Raw genomic sequence first — 22,025 nt, 5'->3', positions numbered from 1 at the left:
GGGAGAGGTTCTAATTTCATGATGACCCGTCATCGGAAAAAAATTGCCGTCCTGTGTGTTTTGCTGTGCCTGTGCATGGTGGGACTCACAGGACGGCTTGTTTATCTGATGCTTTTTTGCTCTGTGCAGTACAGTCAGATGGCGGAGGATCTTCACCAGAGGGAGCGCAAGATCAAGGCTGCCCGCGGGCGGATTCTCGATGCAAACGGAGTCGTGATTGCGGATAACCGGACTGTGTGCACAATCTCAGTCATCTATAATCAGGTCGAAGACCGGGAACTCGTGATTGAAACGCTGACAAGAGAGCTTGAGATGGAGGAGGAGACGGTGCGGACGCGCGTTGAGAAGCGAAGCTCGCGCGAGATCATCCGGACGAATGTCGAGAAGGAGGTCGGCGATCGCATCCGTGCCTTCCACCTTGCTGGCGTCAAGGTCGATGAGGATTACCGGCGAACCTATCCGTTTGGCTCCCTCGCATCAAAGGTGCTCGGATTTACCGGAGGGGACAATCAGGGCATCATCGGTCTTGAGGTTCAGTATGAGTCCGTGCTCAAGGGAACGAATGGGACGATTCTGACGATGACGGATGCGAAGGGGGTCGAACTCGAAAATGCGTTTGAGGACCGGATTGAGCCGGTTGCCGGCATGGATCTTCAGATCAGCCTTGATGTGAATATTCAAAAGTATGCCGAACAGCTTGCAACGCTTGCGATGGAGCAGAAAGGCGCAAAAAAGGTCTCGATGATCGTCATGAACCCGCAAAACGGGGAGATTCTCGCGATGGCAAACGTTCCCGAGTTCGATTTGAATCAGCCGTTTACGCTGACGGAGGAGATTCTCTCGCAAAGGACCTTGGACGGAACTGTGAAAAGTGTCCCAGAGAAGTCTGAGAGTGCAGAAAATTCGGGAAATTCCGTGGGCACGGAGCAAGCTGTGCTCTCCTCGAAGGAGAGACAGGAACTCTTGAATCAAATGTGGAGAAATCCGGCGATCAACGACACCTATGAGCCGGGATCGACGTTTAAGATCATCACGGCAAGTGCAGGGCTTGAAGCCGGAGTTGTCACGCTGAATGACATGTTCTCGTGCCCGGGCTTTCGCGTTGTCGAGGATCGAAAAATCCGCTGTCACAAGGTCGGCGGGCACGGATCAGAGACTTTTCTTCAGGGTGCGATGAACTCGTGCAATCCGGTCTTTATCGATGTGGGGCAGAGACTCGGCGTTGACCGTTACGTCGATTATTTTGAGCAGTTTGGTCTTCGGGGAAAGACCGGGATTGATCTGCCGGGAGAAGCCGGAACGATCATGCACCGCAGAGAAAATATGGGACCGGTCGAGCTTGCGACAGTCTCATTCGGACAGTCGTTTCAGATCACACCGATTCAGCTGATCACGACGGTGGCCTCCCTTGTAAACGGCGGGCGCAGGGTCACACCTCATTTTGGGGTGCGTGCTGTGAGCGCGGACGGGACACAGGTTCAGGAGTTTTCATGGAAGGAGAAGGGGCAGATTCTCTCGGAGCAGACGAGTGAGACGCTTCGCTATGTGCTTGAGCAGGTTGTCGCAGAGGGAAGCGGAAAGAAAGCCTCGGTCGAGGGTTATCGGATCGGCGGAAAGACGGCGACCTCCGAGAAACTTCCGCGAAGTCGAAAAAAATACATCTCCTCGTTTCTCGGGTTTGCGCCTGCACCAGATCCGCAGGTGATTGCGCTGATCACGATCGATGAACCGCAGGGAATCTATTACGGCGGAACGATTGCGGCTCCGGTCATTGCCGATCTTTTTCAGAACATTTTGCCCTATCTTGGAGTAAAGCAGGGATGATTGGAGTAAAGCAGGGCTGAGCTGAAATGCGAAGCATCAGCAAATTTGATACCAGTTTGTGCAACGCGTGAACTGAAACTTGATTATTCAAATAAAAAGACGTATACTATACGATGTCTGGTTTGACGGACAGACTACATAACCGATAGGAGTGCACTATGATTAACGAAACGATATTAGCGATTATTATTGCCTTTGCGATCAGCGCAATTCTCTGCCCGATCGTGATCCCGTTTCTTCACAAGCTGAAATTCGGACAGCAGGTTCGCCTGGATGGTCCGCAGGCGCATTTGAAGAAGCAGGGAACACCGACGATGGGAGGTCTTGTGATTCTTGCAGCGATTGTGATTACGTCGCTGTTTTACATGAAAGATTACCCGAAGATCATTCCGGTGCTGTTTGTGACAGTCGGATTTGGTATCATCGGATTTCTGGATGATTACATCAAGATCGTGATGAAGCGCTCGGAGGGACTCAACCCGATCCAGAAGCTGATCGGTCAGTTTGTGATTACCGGCATTTTTGTCTGGTATCTGATTCATTCCGGCGAGGTCGGAACTTCAATGCTGATCCCGTTTACCGGAGGCTTTGAACACGGATATTATGTGAGCCTGGGAATTCTGTTTATTCCTTTTGTATTTTTTGTTGTCCTCGGAACGGATAACGGCGTGAACTTTACGGACGGAGAGGATGGACTGTGCACGAGCGTGACGATTCTCGTTGCGACGTTTCTGACGATCATTGCGATCGGGGAGAACAGCGGAATCAGCCCAATCACCGGTGCCGTCGTGGGAAGTCTTCTCGGTTTCCTTCTGTTTAACGTCTATCCGGCGAAAGTGTTCATGGGAGACACCGGTTCTCTCGCACTCGGCGGATTTGTGGCTTCGAGTGCATTTATGATGCAGATGCCGTTGTTCATCCCGATCATCGGTCTGATCTATCTGGTGGAGGTACTCTCCGTCATCATGCAGGTCAGCTACTTCAAGGCGACAAAGGGAAAACGAATTTTCAAGATGGCTCCGATTCATCATCACTTTGAACTGTGTGGTTGGTCAGAGACGAGAGTGGTGGCAGTATTTTCCACCGTTACGGCTCTTCTCTGTCTCGTAGCGTATCTTGGTCTGTAAAGTCAAAATGTCGACGAGATTACGAAGAAATACGAACGAATGAGATGTGAACACACGAGATACGAACATACAAGATACGAACACACAAGATACGAACGAATTTAGAACGTCAACTTGAAATTAGGAGGAAATGTACATGAGCAGTCAGAAAGTATTAGTGGCAGGTTGTGGAAAAAGTGGAATCTCTGCGGCAAAACTTCTCCTGAAAATGGGTGGGGAGGTTGTGCTCTATGATGGAAATGAGAAACTGGACCCGGAGAAGATTCGGAAAAATTTTGAGGAGGATGACAAGCTGACAATCGTCCTTGGACCTCTGTCTCGCACCGATCTTGTTGGCGTGGAGCTGTCGATCATCAGCCCGGGTATCCCGCTCGATGCGCCGTTTGTACCGGTTCTCGATGACGCAAAGATTCCGATTTGGAGTGAGATTCAGCTGGCTTATCATGTGTCAAAGGGCAAACTGGTTGCGATCACCGGAACGAACGGAAAGACGACGACGACGGCACTGACCGGCGCGATTATGAAGACGTATTTTGATGAGGTTTTTGTGGTTGGAAACATCGGAATTCCTTACACCGAGACGGCACTTGAGACGACGGAGAAGTCTGTGACCGTCGCTGAGGTCTCCAGCTTCCAGCTCGAGACAATCATGGATTTCCACCCGAATGTCAGCGCAATTCTGAACATCACACCGGATCACTTGAACCGTCACGGAACGATGGAGAACTACATCGCTGTGAAGGAGCGTATCACCGAGAATCAGACCGAGAAGGACTGCGTAGTGCTCAACTACGACGATCCGGTTCTGAGAGAGTTTGGCGAGAAGGAAGACCGCAAGCCGAGCGTATTCTGGTTCTCGAGCACCCAGAAGCTCAAGTCCGGCATGTATCTCGACGGCGATCTGATCATGTATGCGCATGACGGAAAGACCGAGGAGATCGTGAACGTTCATGATCTTCAGCTTCTCGGAAAGCACAACTATGAGAATGTGATGGCAGCAGTTGCAATGGCGATCCGCATCGGCGTTCCGATGGATCTGATCCGCAAGGCAGTCAAGTCATTCAAGGCAGTTGAGCATCGAATTGAGTTTGTTTTGGAGCGTGCAGGCGTGCGTTACTACAACGATTCCAAGGGAACGAATCCGGATGCAGCGATTCAGGCAATCCGCGCAATGCCGGGCCCGACGGTTCTGATTGCAGGCGGATACGACAAGCACAACGAGTATGACGAGTGGATCGAGGAATTTGGCAACAAGGTCAAATATCTCGTGCTGATCGGTCAGACCCGTGACAAGATCGCAGAGTGTGCGAGAAAGCACGGATTTACGGAGATCATGTATGCGGAGGATATGCCGGAGGCTGTCCGTGTCTGCGCCGCTTACGCAAATGCAGGTGACAATGTGCTTCTCTCACCGGCATGTGCGAGCTGGGGCATGTTCGACAACTACGAGCAGAGAGGCGAGATCTTTAAGGAGTGCGTGAGAAATCTCTAAGATCCGGAAAAGAAGAAGCTGAAAGAAGAAGCTGAAAAAAGATTTGAGATCTGAAAAAAAGATTTGAAAAGAAACTTGAAACACAAGATGTGCGCTCAGAATCTTTTTATGCCTGTTTTTGAGCGCACATCAAAGAAATTAGGAGGACCCCCATGGCAAAGAAAAAGAAAGTCAGGCGTTTTTATGATTACAGCCTGTTGTTCTGCGTGATTTTTCTGATGGCGTTCGGTCTTGTGATGATTTACAGCGCCAGCTCTTACACTGCGCAGTTGACACAGAAGGGGGATTCCACATACTTTCTGAAGCGTCAGTTTGTGATTGCAGTTGGAGGTCTTCTTGTAGCAATTATCATTTCCAAGATGGATTATCGCTGGTTTCAGAGATTGTCGATGCTCGGATATCTGCTCTCTTATGTGCTGATGATTGCGGTAACCCTTGTCGGAAAAGAGATCAACGGAAAGAAGCGTTGGCTCGGAGTTGGAATGTTCAGTTTCCAGCCGACCGAGTTTGCGAAAGTCGCCCTGATCGTCTTTCTCGCGGCCTATGTCGTCAAACATGTCAACAAGCTCAATACCTGGAGGGGAATGATTCAGATGATGTTTCTGGCATTTCCGATTGCCGCGATCGTAGGTCTCAACAACTTAAGTTCCGGAGTGATTATTCTCGGAATTGCAGTTGTGATGCTCTTTGTTGCCTGCAAGCGCTATGCGATCTTTCTGTGCAGTGGAGTCGGAGCCTTTGCGCTCATCTTCACCGCGCAGTTCTGGGAGCCGTTTCTGGAGAAAATGAACATCCTGCACGCCTATCAGATGAAGCGTATCCATGTCTGGCTTGACCCGACCCAGTATGCGCAGGAGGGCGGTTATCAGGTGCTTCAGGGACTCTATGCGATCGGTTCCGGCGGACTTTTCGGAAAAGGACTCGGCGAGAGCATCCAGAAGCTCGGCTTTGTGCCGGAGGCGCAGAACGATATGATTTTCTCGATCATCTGTGAGGAGCTTGGACTGTTTGGAGCGGTGTCAGTGATCCTGATTTTCATGTTCATGATTTACCGCTGTATGGTGATTGCGAACAATGCACCGGATCTGTTTGGCGCGATGCTGGTGGTCGGCGTGATGGCGCACATTGCCATTCAGGTAATCTTAAACATTGCGGTTGTGACGAACACGATCCCGAATACGGGAATCACGCTTCCGTTTATCAGTTACGGAGGTACCTCGGTGCTCTTTTTGATGATTGAGATGGGGCTTGTGCTCAGTGTCTCGAATCAGATTAAGCTCGAGCGCGCATAACGCATAGTTTAATTGCACTTAGAACTTATTGTGCTGTTGGGCTGGATATCATTTATTTTGTGCGTCGAAAGAAAAACGTTTCCAGGCTGATCTACATAGGATAGGAATATAGACGGAGGCATCGGGAGGGATTGTATTGTCTGTCATTCGTATCCAGGGCCGGCATGGTCTGAATGGAGAAATCCGCATACAGGGTTCCAAAAATGGAGTGCTTCCGATTATGGCGGGAGCACTTCTTCACCGCGGAACCACCGTGATAACAAATGTCCCCATTATACAGGATGTGATCTGTATGATGGGGATATTGGAGTATTTGGGGTGTCGTTGTGCGCTTGAGGGGCACACTGCGGTGATTGATGCGTCTGATGCGGAACCGGTACCTGTGCCGTGTGCGATGTCGGGACAGATGCGTTCCTCCGTCATGCTTCTCGGTCCTCTGCTTGGTAGATTTGGGCTTGCAGTCAGCAGGCATCCGGGAGGATGTTGCCTTGGAAATCGCCCGGTCAATCTCCATCTCGATGCGTTTCGTGCGCTTGGCGCTCAGGTTCGCACAGAGGGGGAGCAGATCGGAGTTTTTGCAAATCATCTTCATCCGGCGATGATTCGTTTTCCGTATCCGAGTGTCGGGGCGACGGAGAATGCGATTCTGGCATCTGTGCCTGTGCCCGGGGCGACGCGGATCATCGGGGGAGCAAGAGAGCCGGAGATCGAGATGCTCTGCGATTTCCTTTGCAGTATGGGAGCGAAGATCACGGGCGGAGGAACGGCGTGTATCTTGATTGAGGGCGGAGTTCCGCTTCACGATACGACGTTTGCGATCGACGGAGATCGGATTGTCGCGGGAACGTATCTCGGGGCGCTTCTTTGCAGTGGCGGGAAAGTGAGGCTATGTGGAGCACCGGTCTTTCATATGGAGAAGAGTCTGAGGCTTGCTGAGAGAATGGGGATGGAGATTGCGGTTTCGCCCGAGGGACTTGTGGCGAGGATGCAGGGAAGAGCAAGAGCCTGCGATTTCTCGACGGGACCCTATCCCGAGTTTCCGACGGATCTTCAGCCGGTGATGATGGCAGTGCTGGCGTCTGCGAGCGGGGAAGGGCGGATTCAGGAAAATGTGTTTGAAAAGCGTTTTTCTTGCGCGGAGGAATTGCGCAAATTGGGGGCATCTATTATAATAGAGGACAGATTTGCGAGAGTCCGCGGACAGCGTCCGCTTCACGGTGCGCGCGTGCAGGCAAAGGATCTGCGCGGAGGCGCGGCTCTCGTTGTCGCAGGGCTCACGGCGGAGGGAGAGACGATTGTCGAGGGCTATGAGCACATCAGCCGAGGGTATGAGGATATCAGCCGGGATCTCGCGCAAGTTGGGGCGGAGATTGCGCTTTGGGAGTAAGATGGTTAGCTTGATTTGTGATGAAGATAGAAGGGCTCTGATGGCAAGAAAAGTCCTGCAAACGCGCTTTTGCTCCGGGTTCGACGTAACGGTGCATAAGGTTGCAAACTACGCAACCTAAGCACCGACGTCTCACACGGGTTTGCAGTGACTTCCTGCCACAGAGCCATTTGGCAAAGTCGCCATATTACTGGAGGAAAGAGATGTCTCTAGGTGACTTTCTATAAAAATTGCAGAGTATCACGCCTGGTGACATAGGAAACAGAGACTTCAGATGTGGCAGTTCATTGCAGAGTTATGCTAGGAAAAGTTTGTAGAACATAGGAATCGAGGAACGGGCAGAAAATGAGAGAGGGATTTGGAAGAAAGAGAGTCTGGTTCAGCGCGGTGGGGATCACTGCGCTGTTTCTGGTCATTCTTTTTCTGTCTGTGAAGATCACGGACATTACAGTGACGGGAAACAAGAAGTATGATTCGGATCAGATTGTGGAGATGCTGTTTCCGGATTCGCTGAGCAGAAACAGTGGAATCTGTTATTTGAAGGATCGGTTTGAGCCTCACAAGAAGATCCCGTTTGTGGAGGATTACAAGATTGTCTTTCGCAGTATGTCCCAGATCGACATCATCGTCTATGAGAAGAGTATGGTGGGCTGTGTCTCCTACATGAGCAGTTACATGTATTTCGATAAGGATGGCATCATCGTCGAGAGTGCGAGTGAGAAACTGCCCGGAATTCCCGAGATCACCGGACTCAAGTTCGGTCATATCGTGCTCTATGAGAAACTTCCGGTTGAGAGCGCCCAGATTTTTTCGGACATTCTGAATCTGACGCAGGTGCTCTCGATCTATAAGATTGAGAGTGACCAGATCCGTTTTTCCTCAAATGGAAGCACTACCCTTCATATCGGGGACATCGATGTGGTTCTCGGCGGGAATAATGATCTCAACGGCAAGATTTCGGAGCTGAGTGATATCATGCCTCAGATTGTGGGACTCAGCGGGACGCTTTACCTTGACACCTATGATGAGGGAAATCTGAATGCGATGTATGCGTTTAAGCCGAGAGCATAGCAAACCGCCTGCGTTAGCAGACAGATGAGTGCGTCAGTACGGGTTTGAGAATGTGTGATCACGATGGCTGCGAAGTGGCGTCAAGTGCCGAATGTACGAATTGTGATATAGAGTTAGTTGGAAGGGTGTGAGTGACAGATCTGGTGGAGTTTGTCGATTCATGGTGTGGATTCGAGGAAAGTGTACTCGAACAAAGTCGACTTCTGTCGGATTGTATGGAAGAAAAAACGAAGAATCAACAAAATTTTTACATAAATTCTGCAAATTAGAGGTTGATATTTTTAAAGAAATCACATATAGTATTAGATAGGCGAGTTTTAAAAAATATTACAAAAGTGTTACGATTTAGGAGCTTTTAGAGAGATTAAGGAGGACAAAGTCTTGTTGGAGATTAAAATAAATGAAGCAGAGAATTCTGCCAGAATTATTGTGGTTGGTGTCGGCGGAGCTGGAAATAATGCCGTGAACCGCATGGTGGATGAGAATATTGCAGGAGTTGAATTTATCGGAATCAATACGGACAAGCAGGCTCTTCAGTTCTGTAAAGCTCCGACCGCAATGCAGATCGGTGAGAAGCTGACGAAGGGTCTTGGAGCAGGCGCAAAGCCGGAGATCGGACAGAAGGCAGCAGAGGAGAGCTCTGAGGAGATCTCTCAGGCACTCAAGGGTGCAGACATGGTATTCGTTACCTGCGGAATGGGTGGCGGTACTGGTACCGGTGCAGCTCCGGTGATCGCAAAGATTGCAAAGGATATGGGAATTCTTACGGTTGGCGTTGTGACCAAGCCGTTCCGTTTTGAGGCAAGAGCCCGCATGAACAATGCACTGGCTGGTATTGAGAACCTGAAGGCAAGCGTAGATACCCTGATCGTGATCCCGAACGACAAACTGCTTGAGATCGTAGATCGTCGTACCACGATGCCGGATGCACTGAAGAAGGCAGATGAGGTTCTTCAGCAGGCTGTACAGGGCATCACCGACCTGATCAACGTTCCGGGTCTGATCAACCTGGATTTCGCAGATGTACAGACCGTTATGACCGACAAGGGCATCGCTCACATCGGTATCGGTCATGCAAAGGGCGACGACAAGGCAATCGAGGCTGTTAAGCAGGCAGTTGCAAGCCCGCTTCTCGAGACCACGATCGAGGGCGCAAGCCATGTTATCATCAACATTTCCGGCGATATCAGCCTGATCGAGGCAAACGACGCAGCAAGCTACGTTCAGGAGCTGGCTGGCGATGATGCAAACATCATCTTCGGTGCAATGTACGATGAGAACGCACAGGATGAGGCTACGATTACTGTAATCGCAACCGGACTGGACGCTTCCGCAAAGACGACTCCGGTAAGCAGTGCAATGAATAACTTTGGAGCAACTGCAACCGCACAGGCAAGCCGTAATACAGTTCCGGTTTTCTTACAGAATAAGGTAGATGCAAGTGCTCAGACCGTAGCACAGCAGACCGCTGCAACGAGACCGGCTCAGAACGTTGGCCCGCAGATTGGAATGGGAACCACCCAGAATGCAGGTCCGCAGATCGGCTTTAGCAATCCGCAGAGTGCAGGCCCGCAGATCGGAATGGGCAACCAGCAGAACGCAACCAGACCGGTTTACCGTCCGATCAACCATGACAACCCGATCAACATCCCGGATTTCTTAAAGAAGAATAAGAGATAAGTTCGGATTGCATGATTATGATTGCATAGAAAATTGTAAAGTATGAATCACAGATCGCAGAATGTGATTAAGATGTCGATCGGAAAAATCGACAAAAATAGTCGCAAAGAGCGTTAGAATGGGAAGATTAAGAGACAGGAATCTCAAAAGATTGAGGTTCCTGTCTTTTTTTGTCGTGCAAAAAAGGAAATTTCCGTCCTCTGTTTGACAAAAATTTTTTCTGGAAATGCGTATAATCAGAGTCATTCCGAAAGCCTTTAAGGGAGTGTCCGATATGATCCTTTATCTGGATTTGTTTTTTCTCTTAAATCTGATCATGGATCTGATCGTCCTTCTTCTGTGTGAGCAGATCGGGACATGGAGTGGCATTCCGGGAGGCGTATGGAATTTAAAAAAAGTATTTCGGATAACCGCATCGGCGGGATTTGGCGCGTGTTGGGCGTGCATCGCCGTCTATTTGAGAGGGATTCCGCTGTGGCTTGAGCGAGGAATCACGCTGGGGCTTGTGAGCACGGGAATGGTGCTGATTGCGTTTGGCTATCAGGGCATGGGAATCTTGATTTGCCGACTGTTCTCCCTTTTGGCGGGAGCCTTGCTGACTGGAGGAGTTGTTTCCCTGTTATCGTTGGATGGCACTGGCATTTCTTCTGAGCACATGAGAGCGGGCATTGTTGTGGGAGCGGGGGCAGGGCTTGTGCTTTTCAGCATGATTGTGAGCAAAACCGTCTCTCGTTTGATCGGGGAGAGTCGTCTGTTCTATGAGGTGACATTAAAGTATCGGGGAAGGGAAAAGACGATTCGGGCGCTTTTTGACACCGGAAATCGACTCCGCGAGCCTTACGGAAACCAGCCGGTTCACGTCGTGACGGCACGGGCATGCAGAGGGTTTTGCGAGAAAGTCGCAGGGGTGATTTACATCCCGTTTTCGAGTGTCGGGCAAAGTCAGGGAATGCTTCCCGGGATTCGGATGGATGAGATGGAGGTGCGAAGGCGAGGGCAGTTGATCTGCCGGATCTCTCATCCGTGGATCGCTCTGAGTCGAGAACCGCTCTCCTCATGCGGGGAATACGAAATGCTGTTGAATGGAGAAAGCGAAAGAAATTCAAAAATATTTCGGGATGAGAGAGGGAGGATATGAGAATGGTAGTAAAGGTTGCAGTTTCCAATCGGTTTCAGTTTAAGGCAGTTCCGACATTCACAACGATGCTCTGGCAGAGACAGGGAGAGATTCACTATATCGGTGGAGCAGATATCCTTCCGGCACCGCTCGATGCGAAGCGGGAGGCAGAGATGATTTCCCGACTCGGGACGGAGGAGGAGAGGGAGGCAAGGGCAGAGCTGATTGAGCACAATCTGCGTCTCGTCGTCTATATCGCAAAGAAATTTGACAACACCTGCGTCGGCGTCGAGGATCTGATCTCAATCGGAACGATCGGTCTGATCAAGGCGATCAACACGTTCAATCCCGATAAAAACATCAAACTCGCGACCTATGCGTCCCGTTGTATTGAGAATGAGATTCTGATGTATTTACGGCGCAACAACAAGACGCGTCTTGAGGTCTCGATCGATGAACCGCTCAATGTCGACTGGGATGGAAATGAGCTTCTGCTCTCTGACATTCTGGGAACGGATGAGGATGTGATTTACCGGGGACTTGAGGATGAGACGGAGAAGGAGTTGTTGAAAATCGCAGTCGGGAAACTCAGCCCGCGGGAGCAGAGGATTGTGGAACTCCGCTACGGACTCAAGAATGCGGAGGGGACGGAGATGACGCAGAAAGAGGTTGCAGATCTGATGGGAATCTCGCAGTCGTACATATCCAGACTTGAGAAGAAGATTATGAAGCGTTTGAAAAAGGAAATTGTTCGTTTTGAGTGAATGGCTGGCACAGGCGGTTTATGTCCTCTTTCTGGCACTGATTCAGCTTCGTTTTCCGACTGCAAAACCGGCAGTGGCAATGCCGTGGCAGAGGGGAAATGACCCCGCCTATGCGGTTTATCAGAGATACAGGTATGCGTATGATACATACGGATACCTGTTTTTGTCTTCTGAGGACAATCATTCTGAGAATTCGAATGGAGGAGTCGGAGAGATCGGGGGGAAATCTGAGGACAATCCGATACATCGAGAGGGCGTGGCGACAAATACCGGGGAGGAAGGCGAGTCTGCGCCAGAACCGAATCTGGTAAATCCAGATCAGGTCCCCCTGAATCAAGAACCTACAAAACAGGAGAATTCAGGTCAGGAAAACCCGGGACAGGAGAACACGGAACAAGAAAACTCGGATCAGGGAACAAGGTCGCGGGAGCAGAGGGTCGAGTCTGCGCGGGAGGTGTTTGCGGATTATGAGACGATGATGAAGCATTTTTACATTGTTCATTCGTCGACGGTCGCGGGAGCGGATCTGATGAATGTGAATGCATTTCTCGACACTGATCTGACATTACAGCAGGACGGCTCAGTTCCCCAGATTCTGATCTATCACACCCACTCGCAGGAGACGTATCGGGATTTCGGCCCCGGAAACCCGTCCGCGAGGGTGACGGCGATCGGGGAGATCCTTGCGGGACTCTTGCGGGAGCGGGGCTGGAACGTGATCCACGACACGACACCGTATGATATGGAGGGCGGAAGCCTTGACCGAAGTCGCGCCTACACCTATGCGCTCGATGGAATCACGCGGATTCTCGAGGAAAATCCGACGATTCAGGTCGTTCTCGATGTGCACCGCGACGGGGTTGGCGAGAATGTTCATCTTGTGAGCGAGGTTGACGGGAAACCGACGGCAAATATCATGTTTTTTCAGGGGATGAGCCAGACTCAGGACGGTCCGATTTCCTATCTGCCAAATCCGTATTTGAAAGAGAACCTCGCCTTCAGTTTTCAGCTTCAGCTTGCCTGCGCGCAGAGGGCGCCGGGATTTACCCGAAAGATCTATCTAAAGAGTCTGCGCTACAACCTTCATGTGAGACCGCGGTCAGCACTGATTGAGGTCGGCGCGCAGACAAACACCGGGGAGGAAGCTGTGAATGCGATGAGTGTGCTGGCGGAAGTTTTGGATATGGTGTTGCAAGGAAAATGAAAAAATGCTATGATTATAAATTAGAATGAGTTCCCGGGTTCCATTTATTTTGTGGAGCGGGCACAGGCAGTACGAGAGAGAGGAATATTTTTTATGGCAGTAATGGACCAGAGTAAGATCCGCAATTTCTGTATTATCGCACATATTGACCACGGCAAATCCACGCTCGCAGACCGCATCATCGAGATGACAGGTCTTCTGACGAGCAGAGAGATGCAGTCTCAGGTTCTTGACAATATGGATCTTGAGAGAGAGAGAGGAATCACAATCAAGTCTCAGGCGGTGCGCACCGTCTACCGTGCGAAGGATGGCGAGGAGTATATTTTCAACCTGATTGACACACCAGGACACGTTGACTTTAACTATGAGGTATCGAGAAGCCTTGCAGCCTGCGACGGAGCGATTCTTGTTGTCGATGCAGCACAGGGAATCGAGGCGCAGACGCTTGCAAACGTATACTTGGCGCTCGATCATGATCTGGAAGTCTTCCCGGTTATCAACAAGGTCGATCTTCCGAGTGCGCGCCCGGACTGGGTGGCAAATGAGATTGAGGATGTGATCGGTCTTGAGGCTCACGATGCACCGCGCATCTCTGCAAAGACCGGTCTGAATGTGGAGGATGTGCTTGAGGCGATCGTTCACAAGATTCCGGCTCCGAACGGCGATCCGCAGGCTCCGCTTCAGGCGCTGATCTTTGACTCCCTGTACGATTCTTACAAGGGCGTTATCATTTTCTGCCGTGTTCGCGAGGGTTCCGTGAAGAAGGGAACGAAGATTCGCATGATGGCGACCGGAGCGGAAGAAGAGGTTGTAGAGGTTGGATATTTCGGCGCAGGTCAGTTCATCCCGTGTGAGGAGCTCTCCGCCGGAATGGTAGGATATATCACCGCGAGCATCAAGAACGTGAAGGATACGAGAGTCGGAGATACGATCACGGATGCCGACAGACCGTGTGAGAGTCCGCTTCCGGGTTACAAGAAGGTAACGCCGATGGTTTACTGTGGTCTTTACCCGGCAGACGGTGCGCGCTACAACGATCTGCGTGACGCCCTCGAGAAGCTTCAGCTCAACGACGCTTCGCTGTTCTTCGAGCCGGAGACCTCGATCGCACTTGGTTTCGGTTTCCGCTGTGGTTTCCTCGGTCTTCTGCATCTTGAGATCATTCAGGAGCGTCTTGAGCGCGAGTATAACCTCGATCTTGTGACGACGGCACCGAGCGTTGTGTACCGGATACACAAGAAAAATGGCGATATCATCGACCTGACGAACCCGTCGAATATGCCGGACCCGTCTGAGATCGAGTACATGGAGGAGCCGGTTGTGAGCGCGGAGATCATGGTGACGACCGAGTTTGTCGGCGCGATCATGACGCTCTGTCAGGAGCGCCGTGGCATCTACAAGGATACCGAGTACATTGAGGGCGGACGTGCACTCCTCAAGTATGATCTTCCGCTCAATGAGATCATCTACGATTTCTTTGACGCACTGAAGTCCCGCTCCCGCGGTTATGCGTCATTTGACTACGAGCTCAAGGGCTATGAGCAGTCCGAGCTTGTGAAACTTGATATCCTGATCAACAAGGAAGAGGTCGACGCTCTGTCCTTCATCGTCTTCTCCGGTTCTGCCTACGAGCGCGGACGCAAGATGTGCGAGAAGCTCAAGGATGAGATTCCGCGTCATCTGTTTGAGATCCCGATTCAGGCGGCAGTCGGTGGCAAGATCATTGCGCGTGAGACCGTCAAGGCAATGCGCAAGGATGTGCTTGCAAAGTGTTACGGTGGCGATATCAGCCGAAAGAAGAAACTGCTTGAGAAGCAGAAGGAAGGAAAGAAGCGCATGCGTCAGGTCGGAAACGTAGAGATTCCGCAGAAGGCGTTTATGAGTGTGCTGAAGCTGGACAACGAGTAGAGCGAATGATACGCTTTGCGTGAGTGCGCAGTGATTCTGGTGGGAAGATGTCAGTAAGCGAACCGGAATCACGCGCCAAGTCTCCGTGAGCGTCGACTTGAATTGTAGTATGGATTGAGCTTTGCTTGAGGTGTCTGGAAGTAAGAGAGTATGGAAAATAAGGGTAACAACGGAATTAACAAAAAGAAAAAACTGGAATTGTATATTCATATCCCGTTCTGCATTCGCAAGTGTGCCTACTGCGATTTCCTGTCGTTTTCGGCACCGGAGCGCAGTTACCGGGGATATATCGAGAAGCTGATTGAAGAGATTTACGGGCAGAGCGGAAGCTTTGCCGATTATCAGGTGGATACGATCTTTGTCGGCGGAGGAACCCCTTCGATTCTTCCACCGGAGCTGATTGAGGAGCTGTTTGCGGTGATTCACTCCTGCTTTGATGTCTCTCCGTTTGCGGAGGTGACGATCGAGGCGAATCCCGGAACACTCACGATGGAAAAATTGGAGATTTACCGTCAGAGTGGAATCAACCGCTTGAGCATCGGTCTGCAATCGGCGGACGACGAAGAGTTAAAGTATTTAGGGCGAATTCATTCTTATGATGAGTTTTTAAAGAGCTATCAGCGCGCGAGACAGGCAGGGTTTAAGAACATCAACATCGATTTGATGTCGGCGCTTCCGGGACAGGATCTCCATTCCTGGAAGAGCACACTCAAGAAGGTCATGATGCTCAAGCCGGAGCACATCTCCGCATACAGCCTGATTATCGAGGAGGGAACGCCGTTCTATGAGCGTTACGGCGATGAGGAGGGTGGAAGACATCTTGCAGACTGCAAGAGTGTCAACATCCAGATCCCGGATTCCCCGGAGTCTGAGAAAGCCGCTGTTGATGGCAGTGAGATTTTAAATGGTCAGGCAGGGCTTAACCGTCGTGCATGGCCGAAACTCAATGCGACCCCGCTTCCGGATCTTCCAGACGAGGAGACTGACCGCGAGATGTACCATCTGACAAAAGAGCTGATGGCACTTCAGGGGTACCGTCGCTATGAGATCTCCAATTATGCAAAGCCGGGATTTGAGTGCAGACACAACATTGGTTACTGGACCGGAGTTGAGTACCTCGGTCTTGGACTTGGAGCTTCCTCCTATACCTTTGGCTATCGCTACCACAATACGACGGATCTGAAAGAGTATCTGTCGATGAATTTGAGCGAGCCGGGAGTAGCCGCACAGGAGATTCAGGAACTCTCAAAGAAAGAGCAGATCGAGGAATTCATGTTCCTCGGACTTCGGATGATGCGCGGAGTCTCCGGAAGCGATTTCTATGAGAGATTTGGACTCAATATGTGGAATGTCTACGGAAAGGTAATGCAGAAACTCAAGGATCAGGGACTGATTGTCTTTGATGGCACTTCGGTGCGCCTGAGTGATCTTGGAATCGATGTCAGCAATGTGGTTCTGAGTGAGTTTTTGCTGGATGACTGAACGTAACGAGACTAGATTGGATTGTTTTTGGATTGCAGTTAGATTGTAATTTGATCATATATCGTCGAATGTGGTATCGTTCAATAAGTTGTGAGAAACATGCAAACAGGTGGTGTCACAAGATCGTCTAATCAAACGATCAGGTGGCATCACCTGTTTTTTGTATGATCTATTTACTTATCGATTGCTTTACAGACCACTCTCAATTTTCTGTTTCTTGATGCCGTGGCGCTCTGCAAATCCGGTCAGGATCATTGTGAGGGCACCGTCTCCGGTTACGTTGCAGGCGGTACCGAAGCTGTCCTGAAGTGCGAAGATCGTCAGCATCAGAGCGGTACCGGTCTCGTCGAAACCGAGAACACCGGTGATCAGACCGAGGGAAGCCATAACCGTACCTCCTGGAACACCCGGTGCGCCGATTGCGAAGACGCCGAGCAGTGCACAGAAGAGGATCATTGTTCCGAGGGACGGAAGGGTTCCGTAGAGAATCTTGGAAACCGTCATGACGAAGAATACCTCAGTCAGAACGGAACCGCAAAGGTGAATGTTTGCAAATAACGGGATACCGAAATCTACCATATCGTCGCGCAGAGCCGGCTCAGATTTCTTTGCACAGCGCAGAGCAACAGCCAGGGTAGCAGCGGAAGACATTGTGCCGACTGCTGTGATGTAAGCCGGACCGTAGTTTCCGAGAACGCTCATCGGGTTCTTTCCGGAGTAAGCACCGCCGATTGCGTACAGCAGGGCGAGCCAGATGTAGTGACCGATCATAACGATGATAACAACCTGAAGGAAGACCGGAAGCTGTTTCGTGATCGTTCCCTCGTAGGAGAGTGCACAGAAGGTCAGTGCGATGAAGATCGGCAGGATCGGGATGACAACGCGGGTAACAACCTCAAGAACGATTTTCTGGAACTCCTCAAGCACTTCGGTGATGACTTTCGCTTTTGTCCAGGTTGCAGCAATACCGAGGAGCATCGAGAAGACGAGGGCACTCATGACGGACATGATCTGCGGAATATCGAGCTTGAAGACGATGTCAGGAAGCTCTTTCAGACCCTCAACATCTGCAACGATGGACAGATGAGGAATCAGTCCATAGCCGGCAAACATGGAAAAGAGTGCCGCGCCGAGTGAGGACACATATGCGATCGTGACTGCAACGCCGAGCATCTTGGAAGCGTTATTTCCGAGACGGGTGATCGACGGTGCAATAAATCCGATGATGATGAGCGGAACGCAGAAGACGATAACCTGATTCAGGATATACTTGAACGTCACAACGATGTTCATCAGGCCTTCCCCCGCGACCTGACCTGCGATGATGCCGAGGATAACCCCAAGAAGAAGCTTAAATGGCAAACTGCCTGTAATCTTTTTCATACCTATTCTCCAATCATAATTTTAATAATTTCGTCGTTCGTCTCCTTCATGCCCTCCTTTCCGAGACGACCAATGTTTTTCAGTGTGTTTTCAACCCCATTTGATACGATGCCGTCACCGCCGTAGAACTGCTGACCGCGGATGTACATGTTGTAGCCGAGAATTCCTGCGTCGACCGCGGAAGCAATCTTTGCGGCACAGGATGCCTTTGCACCGTCACAGACAATGCCTGATACAATCGCAAGAGCGTTGACAACGGTGTGAATCACTTCTTTGTAGCCCCCACCACAGAGATAAGCGATTCCTGCGCCCGCGCCTGCACCGGCTCCAACGGCTCCACAGTATGCGGAAAGTCGTCCGATCGGTGTCTTGACATGGATTGTGGTCAGGTTTGCGAGTGTGAGTGCACGGTAAAGTTTCTCCTCGTCTGCATGAAGCTCTCTCGCATAGACAATGACAGGAACGGAGGTCGTGATACCCTGATTTCCGCTTCCCGAGTTGATCACAACCGGAAGCTCACAGCCATTCATTCGCGCGTCGGAACCTGCGGCAGCCATCGCTTTCGCCTTGACGCGCACGTTGTCGCCGTCCATCGCCAAGAGTACTTTGCCGATGTTTGCGCCGTAATCATTTTTGAGTCCCTCGTTTGCAATCGTCATATTGCAGGAAATCTGCTGGTCAAGCAGAGACTTTACCTCGTCGATCTCGACCGTCATCGCAAAATCCCAGATGTGTTCCATGTCGAGAAGATTGCGGTCGGTGAGTCCATCCTCACTGTCACCGGAAACTTTTGCCTGTTCAAGAATTTCTCCATTTTTCTCAATCAGAACAATGTTTGTGTGATAGTTTGCAATCCGGACTTTTGCATATTCGTCGTTGTGATGTACGATCACAACGATGTCAAACGTACATCCCTTGTCGATATGCTCGATTTCAATCGGAACATCGTCCATAAACTGCTTCATCGCCTGAATCTGCTCAGGAGTCACACTTGCGATGACCTCGAGTTTTTTGTCCGGATCACCGGCAACGATTCCGGCGGAAACCGCGGCATCGATTCCTTTCAGATGATCGGTATTTGGAACAATGACCGATTTTACATTTTTGATGATACTTCCACTTGCCTGAACGGTCACGCGATCAGGAAGTTCGCCGAGTGTACGACGGGCAACAGCACCTGCATAAGCCAGAGCAATCGGTTCGGTGCAACCCATTGCCGGAATCAGTTCCTCTTTCAGGATCTGGACGTATGCGTGATAACGCGGATCAGATCTGTCCATCCTGGTATCCCCCTTTGTGTAAAATTACTTAATGTTTTATCTTACGGCTTGCCTTATTGATAAAAATATCGTAACATAAAGGGATACAAATGTAAAATTTAAAGATTTTAATGCATCATTAAAAATAATTTAATGATAAATCTCTCACTGAAAAGAGGTTTGCGTAAAATAGGGTCAACTAAGATCATAACAAGTTATGGGGGAAACCGCAAGGGAAAAATCTGGCAGAGGGATGATCGAGGATGAGAGTGGGGAATAAGGAGAAAATATGGAATTTCGGGAGATCAACACATTTTTGCAGATTGCACAGCAACAGAGCTTTTCAAAAGCATCGAAGCAGTTGGGATATTCTCAGGCAGCGGTCACAATCCAGATCAAACAGCTTGAAAAAGAATTGGGGGTCATCTTATTTGACCGGATCGGAAAAAAGATTTCTCTGACGGAACAGGGAAGAATTTTTTATCGTCATGCACTGGAGATTATGCGAAGTGTCGATCAGGCGCGCGAAGCATTGACAGAGAAACATGAGCTGAATGGACGGCTCTGCCTTGGAACGATCGAGTCAATCTGTGCATCCATTTTTCCGGAACTTTTGACAGAATATCACCGCCTTTATCCGCAGGTTGAGATCAGCATTGTCACAGAATCTCCAGACGAACTGCTTGAGCGCATGAATGAAAATAAGATCGATCTGGTCTATCTGCTCGACCGGAGAATCTATGATCATCGCTGGCACAAAATTCTTGAGATCCCTGAGCGAAACATTTTTGTCTCCTCCCCGGAACACGAGCTTGCAAAAGCAAATCGGGAGCTTGCGCTCGATGAAGTGCTCGGCTTCCCATTTCTCCTGACAGAGAAAGATGCGAGTTACCGCCATATCCTAGAGCAGTATCTTGTGGCGACAGAGTGTTCCATCCGCCCATTTTTGGAGATTGGAAATACGGAATTTATCATCCAGATGCTTCTCAAAAATATGGGAATCTCGTTTTTGCCAGAATTTGCAATCCGAAAAGAATTGGAAACTCATATGCTCACCGAGCTGAAGGTGCGCGATTTCCATATGCAGACATGGCGACAGATCTTTTATCACCGGGATAAGTGGGTGACGCGGGAGATGCAGGCGTTTTTTAAATTGGCAGAGGAGTGGAAGTAGAGGATATTTTTGATTATGATGGATGCGCTTTTTTGTAATTTTGAGATGAAATAAAAAGTTTGAATTTTAGAGAAGGATTTGGAAAATAAAGAATTACAATGATTAGGTAGAAAACAGGCTCCGAGATCGGGAAAGTCCTGAAAACCCGTGTGAGACGTCGGTGTTTAGGCTGTGTTTTTTACAGCCTTATGCACCGTTACGTCGAACCCGGAGCGAGAGCGCGTTTGCAGGACTTTTCCCGTCGTCGGAGCCGTATGTGTGTGATATATGTTATACTTTTATATGCAGATAATGAATGATTATGTATCTCATTTATCATCTACAAGGAGTATGAGATACCTTAGCGTTTACGCATTCTTGCTCTTTTTCTCATGGAACATCAATTCAATATACGCCAGAATCAGCGGAGCAACGCCCTTCGCCTCATTCTTTACGATCGGCTCGCGCATATAGTAATCAAATGTTCCCTCGCGCATCTCTTTATTTCCAAGACCTGCAACAAGGCAGATTCCGCCAAGCTGGAGCTCGCCATTTTCCTCAGACAGATACGTCTCGCAGATTCCGTCAAATGCCTTCTTTCCATATGCGAAATAGGATTCATCGAGGAAACCGAGGCGCACGCTCTTCATGATCGCGTATGCAAAGATCGCAGAACCGGAAGTCTCAAGGTAATTCGGGCGGATGCCACCGCGGTTTACAACCTGATACCACATGCCGGTCTTTTCATCCTGATACGGAAGCATAGCGTCGATAAGCTCTTTATAGATTCGATTCATCTCTTTCTTCTCAGCTCCGAGTGTCTCCTCCGGCATCACTTCCATTGTATCGATCAGAGCCATTGCATACCAGCCGAGTGCGCGTAACCAGAAGTTATCAGACAGTCCGGTCACCTTATCACACCAGAAGGACTCTCTCGAATCATCGTAAGCGTGATAGTAGAGTCCGTTTCTCAAATCTCTCATCAGATTGTACACATTGAGGAACTGCTGGTAGCTGTCCTTGCAATTTGCACCGTTATTGTAAACGATTTCATACTGCATGTAGAACGGCTGTGCCATATAGAGTCCGTCAAGCCAGATCTGGTTTGGATAAATCTTCTTGTGCCAGAAATTGCCGGTGGAAGTGCGGGGCTGAGTCTTGAGCTGGCTGTACACGGTGTCAATCGCGCGACGATATTTCTCCTTGCCGGTCAGATCATACAGATCAAAGAGCGTCTTTCCGGCGTTTACGTTGTCGAGATTGTGCTCCTCCGGATGATAGGAGTGGATCGAACCGTCCTCTTCGACAAAATAGTCAATAAAGCGGTCTGCAAAGTCAAGGTATTCCGGCTTCTTTGTGATGTGGTAGAGCTCCAGAATCGCCTTGATCATACAGCCATCCATGTAGTTCCAGGAAGGCTTTGCGCCCTGACGGATCTTTTCAATGTTCCAGATCGGACGGGTTGGACTGCTTTTCTCCAGAAGCTGATCGATGTAGCGGTCGAGAATTTTCATAATGATAGTGAGTTCCTTTCTTTTTCTTTTTTATATATTTTTCTTTTGATTCTTTAACGTGATTGTATGATTGCTTTTTAGTTGTTGCGGAGCGTTTAGCTGTTATTTGGTATTTTAGCGATTGCCTTACAGTTTTAAATTTCAATTACTTTAATGTACTTTAATGGATTAATGGAATCCGGTGATCCATTTTTGCCCTTTCCGTTCGCAGAAGTTTCCTCTATTATAAGATGCTACAAATGCAACCTCTTTTTTTAACCAAAAATCCGTGAATAGGAACAAAAAGGGGGATTATGACAAAAAAATCACAAGGAAAGATTCCCTTGAAAAAGATTATTTGGTGAAAGCGTGAAAACGTTTGCAATTAC

General features: G+C 49.6%; 16 protein-coding genes. 13 read left to right on the top strand and 3 right to left on the bottom strand.

What is annotated here, in order from left to right:
- Positions 1-18: 18 nt before the first annotated feature.
- From ACR0QT_RS02300 to hemW, 12 genes are all read left to right on the top strand, one after another.
- A complete protein-coding gene (locus tag ACR0QT_RS02300) occupies positions 19-1,824 on the top strand; it encodes a peptidoglycan D,D-transpeptidase FtsI family protein (protein ID WP_432629278.1) in 1,806 nt (601 codons plus the stop codon).
- 158 nt (positions 1,825-1,982) lie between these two features.
- Positions 1,983-2,951, top strand: a complete 969-nt coding sequence (mraY, locus tag ACR0QT_RS02295) for a phospho-N-acetylmuramoyl-pentapeptide-transferase (RefSeq protein WP_432629277.1) — start codon at positions 1,983-1,985, stop codon at positions 2,949-2,951.
- 136 nt (positions 2,952-3,087) lie between these two features.
- Positions 3,088-4,443, top strand: coding sequence for a UDP-N-acetylmuramoyl-L-alanine--D-glutamate ligase (gene murD, locus ACR0QT_RS02290; protein WP_432629276.1), 1,356 nt, complete (start codon positions 3,088-3,090; stop codon positions 4,441-4,443).
- 152 nt (positions 4,444-4,595) lie between these two features.
- The gene (locus ACR0QT_RS02285; RefSeq protein ID WP_432629275.1) at positions 4,596-5,735 is read left to right on the top strand and encodes an FtsW/RodA/SpoVE family cell cycle protein; all 1,140 of its coding nucleotides are present in this window, start codon (positions 4,596-4,598) and stop codon (positions 5,733-5,735) included.
- Positions 5,736-5,871: 136 nt separating this feature from the next.
- Positions 5,872-7,122: a UDP-N-acetylglucosamine 1-carboxyvinyltransferase gene (murA, locus tag ACR0QT_RS02280; RefSeq protein WP_432629274.1), complete on the top strand. Its 1,251-nt coding sequence runs from the start codon at positions 5,872-5,874 to the stop codon at positions 7,120-7,122.
- Between the two features lie 345 nt (positions 7,123-7,467).
- Positions 7,468-8,193, top strand: a complete 726-nt coding sequence (locus ACR0QT_RS02275; protein ID WP_432629273.1) for a cell division protein FtsQ/DivIB — start codon at positions 7,468-7,470, stop codon at positions 8,191-8,193.
- A 381-nt stretch (positions 8,194-8,574) separates the two neighbouring features.
- Positions 8,575-9,873, top strand: coding sequence for a cell division protein FtsZ (ftsZ, locus tag ACR0QT_RS02270; RefSeq protein ID WP_432629272.1), 1,299 nt, complete (start codon positions 8,575-8,577; stop codon positions 9,871-9,873).
- Between the two features lie 274 nt (positions 9,874-10,147).
- Entirely contained in the window at positions 10,148-11,011 is an 864-nt protein-coding gene (locus ACR0QT_RS02265; RefSeq protein WP_432629271.1) for a sigma-E processing peptidase SpoIIGA, read from the top strand.
- Positions 11,012-11,013: 2 nt separating this feature from the next.
- Complete coding sequence (gene sigE, locus ACR0QT_RS02260; RefSeq protein ID WP_432629270.1) at positions 11,014-11,754, top strand: RNA polymerase sporulation sigma factor SigE; 741 nt, start codon at positions 11,014-11,016, stop codon at positions 11,752-11,754.
- Entirely contained in the window at positions 11,747-12,958 is a 1,212-nt protein-coding gene (locus tag ACR0QT_RS02255; protein WP_432629269.1) for a stage II sporulation protein P, read from the top strand. Before sigE ends, ACR0QT_RS02255 begins: the two co-directional genes overlap by 8 nt.
- Positions 12,959-13,051: 93 nt before the next feature.
- Positions 13,052-14,866 carry a translation elongation factor 4 gene (gene lepA, locus ACR0QT_RS02250; RefSeq protein ID WP_177976951.1) on the top strand — a complete coding sequence of 605 codons (1,815 nt, stop codon included), beginning with the start codon at positions 13,052-13,054 and terminating at the stop codon, positions 14,864-14,866.
- 150 nt (positions 14,867-15,016) lie between these two features.
- The gene (gene hemW, locus ACR0QT_RS02245) at positions 15,017-16,348 is read left to right on the top strand and encodes a radical SAM family heme chaperone HemW (RefSeq protein ID WP_432629268.1); all 1,332 of its coding nucleotides are present in this window, start codon (positions 15,017-15,019) and stop codon (positions 16,346-16,348) included.
- A 189-nt stretch (positions 16,349-16,537) separates the two neighbouring features.
- Here the strand turns inward: hemW and ACR0QT_RS02240 are convergent, their stop codons facing one another.
- Together ACR0QT_RS02240 and ACR0QT_RS02235 are read right to left on the bottom strand one after the other, a co-directional pair.
- On the bottom strand, positions 16,538-17,731 hold the full coding sequence (locus tag ACR0QT_RS02240; RefSeq protein WP_432629267.1) for a dicarboxylate/amino acid:cation symporter: 1,194 nt from the start codon (positions 17,729-17,731) through the stop codon (positions 16,538-16,540).
- A gap of 2 nt (positions 17,732-17,733) precedes the next feature.
- Positions 17,734-19,011: a serine dehydratase subunit alpha family protein gene (locus ACR0QT_RS02235; RefSeq protein ID WP_432629266.1), complete on the bottom strand. Its 1,278-nt coding sequence runs from the start codon at positions 19,009-19,011 to the stop codon at positions 17,734-17,736.
- 268 nt (positions 19,012-19,279) lie between these two features.
- Between ACR0QT_RS02235 and ACR0QT_RS02230 the strand changes: the two genes are divergently transcribed.
- Positions 19,280-20,164, top strand: a complete 885-nt coding sequence (locus ACR0QT_RS02230; RefSeq protein WP_432629265.1) for a LysR family transcriptional regulator — start codon at positions 19,280-19,282, stop codon at positions 20,162-20,164.
- A gap of 347 nt (positions 20,165-20,511) precedes the next feature.
- On the opposite strand, the gene ACR0QT_RS02225 is transcribed toward ACR0QT_RS02230, so the two are convergent.
- Positions 20,512-21,657 carry a glycoside hydrolase family 88/105 protein gene (locus ACR0QT_RS02225; protein ID WP_432629264.1) on the bottom strand — a complete coding sequence of 382 codons (1,146 nt, stop codon included), beginning with the start codon at positions 21,655-21,657 and terminating at the stop codon, positions 20,512-20,514.
- Between the last annotated feature and the right edge of the window lie 368 nt (positions 21,658-22,025).

It is taken from the genome of Brotaphodocola sp. (genome assembly GCF_050873365.1).
Classification (GTDB): domain Bacteria; phylum Bacillota; class Clostridia; order Lachnospirales; family Lachnospiraceae; genus Brotaphodocola.
Note: the sequence above shows the minus strand (reverse complement) of the source record. Positions and strands in the feature narration are given on the sequence as shown.

Coding starts and splice junctions, on each gene's coding strand:
- ACR0QT_RS02275 (WP_432629273.1), top strand. CDS start 7,468: ATGAGAGAGGGATTTGGAAGAAAGAGAGTCTGGTTCAGCGCGGTGGGG.
- mraY (WP_432629277.1), top strand. CDS start 1,983: ATGATTAACGAAACGATATTAGCGATTATTATTGCCTTTGCGATCAGC.
- hemW (WP_432629268.1), top strand. CDS start 15,017: ATGGAAAATAAGGGTAACAACGGAATTAACAAAAAGAAAAAACTGGAA.
- lepA (WP_177976951.1), top strand. CDS start 13,052: ATGGCAGTAATGGACCAGAGTAAGATCCGCAATTTCTGTATTATCGCA.
- ACR0QT_RS02230 (WP_432629265.1), top strand. CDS start 19,280: ATGGAATTTCGGGAGATCAACACATTTTTGCAGATTGCACAGCAACAG.
- ACR0QT_RS02225 (WP_432629264.1), bottom strand. CDS start 21,657: ATGAAAATTCTCGACCGCTACATCGATCAGCTTCTGGAGAAAAGCAGT.
- murD (WP_432629276.1), top strand. CDS start 3,088: ATGAGCAGTCAGAAAGTATTAGTGGCAGGTTGTGGAAAAAGTGGAATC.
- ACR0QT_RS02300 (WP_432629278.1), top strand. CDS start 19: ATGATGACCCGTCATCGGAAAAAAATTGCCGTCCTGTGTGTTTTGCTG.
- ACR0QT_RS02285 (WP_432629275.1), top strand. CDS start 4,596: ATGGCAAAGAAAAAGAAAGTCAGGCGTTTTTATGATTACAGCCTGTTG.
- ACR0QT_RS02265 (WP_432629271.1), top strand. CDS start 10,148: ATGATCCTTTATCTGGATTTGTTTTTTCTCTTAAATCTGATCATGGAT.
- ACR0QT_RS02235 (WP_432629266.1), bottom strand. CDS start 19,011: ATGGACAGATCTGATCCGCGTTATCACGCATACGTCCAGATCCTGAAA.
- sigE (WP_432629270.1), top strand. CDS start 11,014: ATGGTAGTAAAGGTTGCAGTTTCCAATCGGTTTCAGTTTAAGGCAGTT.
- ACR0QT_RS02240 (WP_432629267.1), bottom strand. CDS start 17,731: ATGAAAAAGATTACAGGCAGTTTGCCATTTAAGCTTCTTCTTGGGGTT.